Origin of the sequence: Streptomyces silaceus, from assembly GCF_001419745.1 — a bacterium.
Classification (GTDB): domain Bacteria; phylum Actinomycetota; class Actinomycetes; order Streptomycetales; family Streptomycetaceae; genus Streptomyces; species Streptomyces silaceus.
Genome location: NZ_LIRJ01000501.1, coordinates 1 through 5,084, shown reverse-complemented (window position 1 = coordinate 5,084; position 5,084 = coordinate 1). Strand labels below are relative to the sequence as shown.

Genomic DNA, 5,084 nt, shown 5'->3' with positions numbered 1-5,084 from the left:
CCCCGGGCACCCGCGCCCCGAGCACCCGCAGCACGCTCACCCGGAGCGTCTCCGCGGCCCGTGCCGGCGGCATGCCGCCCGAGGTCACCTGCTCGCCCGCCGCGTGGCCGAGCGCGATCGTCGCGGCGACCAGCCAGTCCGCCGGGACCTCGGCGTCGAACTCGCCCGCCGCCTGCCCGCGCCGGATGAGGCGCTCGTACCGCTCGGCGACCGGCTCGTGGCGAGCGCGGTCGGCCTCACGGGCCTCGTCCCCCGACCCGCCGCGCGTGGTCTCGTGGGCCTCGTCCCCGGACCCGTCGCACGTGGTCTCGTGGGCCTCGTCCCCGGCCCCGTCGCGCGTGGTCGCGCGGGCCCTCGCCCGGGATGTCCCCGCGGACGCCGGGTCCGCCGCGATCCGCAGCACGAACGGGTGTTCCTCGAAGGTCCGCCAGGCGGCGTCGAGCAGCCGTACCAGCGCGTCCGCCGCGGGCCCCTCGTCGATCGCGGCGGCGTCCATCGCCTCCATGGTCCGCTCCGTGAGCCGGTCGACGACCGCCGCCAGCAGGGCGTCCCGGGAGGCGAAGTGGGCGTACACGGTCTGCCGGGTCACGCCGGCCGCCGCGGCGACGGCCTCCATGCCGACGCTCGGCCGCTCGCCCAGGAGCCGGATCGCCGCGTCGAGCACGGCGGCCCGGCTGCGTTCGGCGTCGGCGCGGCGGCGGGTGGGCCGCCGGGCGGGTCCGGGCGCGGGGGACTCCGTCATTTCTTACACCCTTGTCAGAGTTGGCCGGGCTGCATATCTTACAGAGCTGTAAGAGATCTCGTAGCCCGCTCCACCGCCTCAGAGCCGCCCGCCCTTCGAGCAAGGCAAGGAGACCGCGAACGCCATGGCACCCCTCAGGAGCACCGCCCCCGAGCAGTTCGTCACCGACTTCTTCACCGGCTTCAACGACGAGCTCGCCCTCCTCGACCCGGACGACGACTTCACGCAGCTGATGGAGCGTTACTACACGCGGGACATCGTGCAGATCTCCGACGGCGTACGCCTCGACTGGGACAGGCTCCTCGCCCATCTGCCCCCGGTGCGCAAGAGGCTGGGCGGCGGCACCTACCGCTTCGACGTGCAGGAGGCGCTGGCGGACGGCGACCGGATCGCCGCCCGGCTCACGCTCCACGTACGCGACCGCAAGGGCCGGGTGATCGACATGGAGATCCAGATGATCGCGCGGTTCACCCCGGACGGCCGGATGCGCGGCTCGCACCAGCTCTGCCGGACGCTCCGCGACGCGAAGCCGTCGGAGCAGCCCTCCGGCCCGTCGGCCCGATGAGCAGCCCCCGGTCAGCGGGAGGCGCGCTCCGCGCGGGCCAGTGAGCGGAGCCAGGCCACGCCCACCAGGGAGATCAGCACCAGGCCGCCCACCGAGAAGAGCGTGAACAGGTGCTTCTGTTCGGCGGTGGGTTCGGGGATGTAGCCCTGGGCGAAGAGCGAGCGGTCCAGGCCCGTACTCGTGATCATGACGACGAGCCAGACGGCGATGCCGTGCATCGAGTCCCACAGCGCGTGCAGCAACGAGACGCCGAGATACGTGGCGACGACGGCGCCCGGGAAGCGGAACCGGCCGCCCGGCTCCCGGAACCGGAGCAGGACGCCGCCCGCGATGGCCGTCCACAGCCCGTGCCCGAAGGGGGCGAGCAGCCCCCGCAGGATCTCGGTCTCCAGCAGCGACCGCAGATCGAGGCCGTCCAGGCTGAGCACGGCGTTGAAGGCGTACCCGGAGCTCTCGAAGGCGGCGAAGCCGAACCCCACCGCGGCGCCGAGCACCAGCCCGGCCCGCATCCCCCGGACCCGCCGGAAGCGCCGCAGGACGACCATGAGCGCGGCGAGCTTGACCGCCTCCTCGATGAGCCCGACGCCCACGAAGATCCACAGCGAGGGGTGCAGCAGGTAGTACTCCATGACGGACGCGCCGAGCACGCCCAGCACGCCGCCCACCACGAAGCAGTTGAGCAGCACGCTCAGGCCGAGGTCGCGGCCGTAGCGCTCGTAGGCCCACAGGACGAAGACGCCGGGCACCAGGAAGCTGCCGAGCAGGATCAGCGTGGGCAGCAGGTTGGTGTTCTTGGTGGCGTACGTGATGACGGCGGTCAGCAGCCACAGGCCGAGCCCGCCCCACAGGCACCGCTTCCACAGTCCGGGCGTCATCTGCGGGGCGACACCGCCACCGCCGCCGCCGTCCCGCATCTGACCCAGACTCACCGGAACCCCTTCCAGCCCGTCCTCACGGCATCAGCCGACCTGCCTGCTTCACGAACTTTGACCGACTTTATGCTAAATAACTCCTTATGTCGCAGCCGGGGACCCTCATCCTGATCATGGCCATCGCGGTCCTCGCCCCGCTCCTCAGCTACGCGCTCGGCCGCCGGCTCCCCGTCCCCCTGGTGATCTTCGAGATCGTCCTCGGCATCGTGATCGGCCCCGACGTCCTCGGGATCGCCCACCACGACGCGACCATCGACACCCTCTCCGACCTGGGTCTCTCGATGCTGATCTTCCTCGCCGGGTACGAGATCGAGTTCGCGACGGTCCGCGGCGACACGCTGCGCCGTTCGGTGCGGGCCTGGCTGGCCGCGCTCGCCCTGGGCCTCGGCACGGCCTTCGCGCTCAGCGGTGGCGCGGTGACCAAGAGCTTCGTCATCGGCACCGCGCTGACCAGCACGGCGCTCGGCACGGTCCTGCCGATCCTGCGCGACTCCGGCGACCTCAAGGGCCGCTTCGGCACGGTGATGATGGCGTTCGGCGCGGTCGGCGAGTTCGGCCCGATCATCGCGATGACGGTGCTCCTGAGCGGCAGCGGCCACCCGGGCAGGTCCACGGCGCTGCTCGCCGCCTTCGCCGCGGTCACGGCGGCCGCCGTGTGCTGGGCGCTGCGCCCGCGCCGGCCGTGGTTCGCCGACGTCATCGCCAGGACCCTGCACAGCAGCGCCCAGTTCGCCGTGCGGTTCGTGATGCTGCTCCTCGCGGCGATGCTCGGCCTGTCGCACGCCTTCGGGCTCGACACGCTCCTCGGCGCCTTCGCGGCGGGCCTGCTCACCCGGCTCGTCCTCCAGGGCGCGGCCCCCGAGAGCAGCGAACTGATCCTCGGCCGGATCGAGGCGATGGGGTTCGGCTTCCTGGTCCCGGTGTTCTTCATCGTGACGGGCATCGACTTCGACCTGAAGGCGCTGCTGGACGGCGGGCGTGCGCTGCTCCTGCTCCCGGTCTTCCTGCTGCTCTTCCTCGTCGTACGCGGCCTGCCCGTGTACGTGCTCGCCCCGCGCGACCTGGCCCGCACCGACCGCACCGCGCTGACGCTCTACAGCTCGACGGCGCTGCCGCTCGTCGTCGCGATCACGACGATCGGCCTGGACGAGAAGGCACTGACCGCGGGCGAGGCGGCGGCGCTGGTCGGCGCGGGCATGGTGTCGGTCCTCGTCTTCCCGCTCCTCGCGCTGAGGCTGCGCGCGAGGAGCGGGAGCGAGGTGACGGCGCCGCCGCGGCCGGTGAGCGGCACCGAGTCCTGGTGACCAGGTACCGGGCTCAGGCCGGCCCGACCAGCCCCCGGTAGTCGGGACTCCACAGGTCCTCCGCGCCGTCCGGGAGCAGCAGGACCCGGTCGGGCCGCAGCGCGTCGATCGCGCCCTCGTCGTGCGTGACCATCACGACGGCCCCGGGGTACGTCCCCACGGCGGCCAGCACCTCGTCCCTGGACGCCGGATCGAGGTTGTTGGTGGGCTCGTCGAGGAGCAGGACGTTCGCGCCGGAGTGGACGAGTCCGGCCAGCGCGAGCCGGGTCTTCTCGCCGCCGGAGAGCACCCCGGCGGGCTTGTCGACGTCGTCCCCGCGGAACAGGAAGGCCCCGAGGACGCCCCGCACCTCACCGTCATCGAGCTGCGGCGCCGCGGCGGCGAGGTTCTCGCGCACGGTCCTCGCGCCGTCCAGGGTGTCGTGCTCCTGCGCGAAGTACCCGAGCCGCAGGCCCGGACCGGCGACCACGCGTCCGCCGTCCGGGAGTTCGCGGCCGGCCAGCAGCCTGAGCAGGGTGGTCTTCCCCGCGCCGTTGAGCCCGAGGACGACCAGACGGCTGCCCCGGTCGACGGCCAGGTCGACGCCCGTGAGGACGCGCTGGGAGCCGTACGCCTTCGTGAGGCTGATGGCGCCGAGCGGCATCCGGCCGCACGGCGCGGGCTCGGGCAGCCGGATCCGCGCGACCTTCTCGCGCCGGCGCACCGGTTCGGCGCCCGCGAGCAGCCGGTCGGCGCGGCGCTCCATGTTCTTCGCGGCGGTGGCCGTGGCGACGTGGGAGCGCATCCTGTCGGCCTGGGCACGCAGCGAGGCGGCCTTGCGCTCGGCGTTGGCGCGCTCGCGGGCGCGCCGCCGCTCGTCCGCGGCACGCTGCGCGAGGTAGGCCCGCCAGCCGGTGTTGTGCACGTCGAGCGCGGCGCGCGCCGGGTCGAGGTGGAAGACGCGGTTGACGGTGTCGGCGAGGAGGCCGGTGTCGTGGCTGATGAGCACGAGGCCGCCCGGGTACCCGGCGAGGAAACCGCGCAGCCAGCCCACCGAGTCGGCGTCGAGGTGGTTGGTCGGCTCGTCCAGGAGCAGGGTGCCGTGCCGCGAGAACAGGATCCGGGCGAGCTCGACGCGGCGCCGCTGGCCGCCCGACAGCGCGCCGACGGGCTGGTGCAGCGCCCGCTCGGGCAGCCCGAGCCCGGCGGCGACGCGCGCGGCCTCGGCCTCCGCGGCATAGCCGCCGCGCGCCTGGAACCGGTCGTCCGCGCGGGCGTAGGCGGCCATCGCCCGCTCCTGCGCGGCCGGTCCCCCGGCGCTCGCCATGGCGGTCTCGGCGGTACGCAGCGCCGCGACCGCCTCGTCCAGGCCGCGGGCCGACAGGATGCGGTCGGTGACGGTGACGGCGGGGTCGGCGGCGCCCGGGTCCTGGGCGAGGTGGCCGACGGAGCCGGCGCGGGTGACGGTGCCGTCCGCGGGGGACGCCTGGCCCGCGAGGATCTTCAGGAGGGTGGTCTTGCCGGCGCCGTTGCGGCCGACCAGGCCGATGCGGTCGCCGGGG

Annotated in this window: 5 protein-coding genes; 2 read left to right on the top strand and 3 right to left on the bottom strand. The window is 73.8% G+C overall.

Going from position 1 to position 5,084, the window contains the following annotated elements; all coding sequences use genetic code 11:
* Window positions 1-742 (bottom strand): TetR/AcrR family transcriptional regulator (locus tag AOK22_RS35340; RefSeq protein WP_055702793.1); only part of this gene is annotated, 742 nt, incomplete at its 3' end.
* A gap of 124 nt (window positions 743-866) precedes the next feature.
* Between AOK22_RS35340 and AOK22_RS35335 the strand changes: the two genes are divergently transcribed.
* A complete protein-coding gene (locus AOK22_RS35335; RefSeq protein ID WP_055702792.1) occupies window positions 867-1,307 on the top strand; it encodes a nuclear transport factor 2-like protein in 441 nt (146 codons plus the stop codon).
* Window positions 1,308-1,318: 11 nt separating this feature from the next.
* Here the strand turns inward: AOK22_RS35335 and AOK22_RS35330 are convergent, their stop codons facing one another.
* Window positions 1,319-2,221, bottom strand: coding sequence for a PrsW family intramembrane metalloprotease (locus AOK22_RS35330; RefSeq protein WP_055702791.1), 903 nt, complete (start codon window positions 2,219-2,221; stop codon window positions 1,319-1,321).
* A 101-nt stretch (window positions 2,222-2,322) separates the two neighbouring features.
* Between AOK22_RS35330 and AOK22_RS35325 the strand changes: the two genes are divergently transcribed.
* Window positions 2,323-3,543, top strand: coding sequence for a cation:proton antiporter (locus AOK22_RS35325; RefSeq protein ID WP_055702790.1), 1,221 nt, complete (start codon window positions 2,323-2,325; stop codon window positions 3,541-3,543).
* A 13-nt stretch (window positions 3,544-3,556) separates the two neighbouring features.
* Here the strand turns inward: AOK22_RS35325 and AOK22_RS35320 are convergent.
* Window positions 3,557-5,084: ABC-F family ATP-binding cassette domain-containing protein (locus AOK22_RS35320; RefSeq protein WP_055702789.1), on the bottom strand; the 1,528-nt coding region annotated here is incomplete at its 5' end.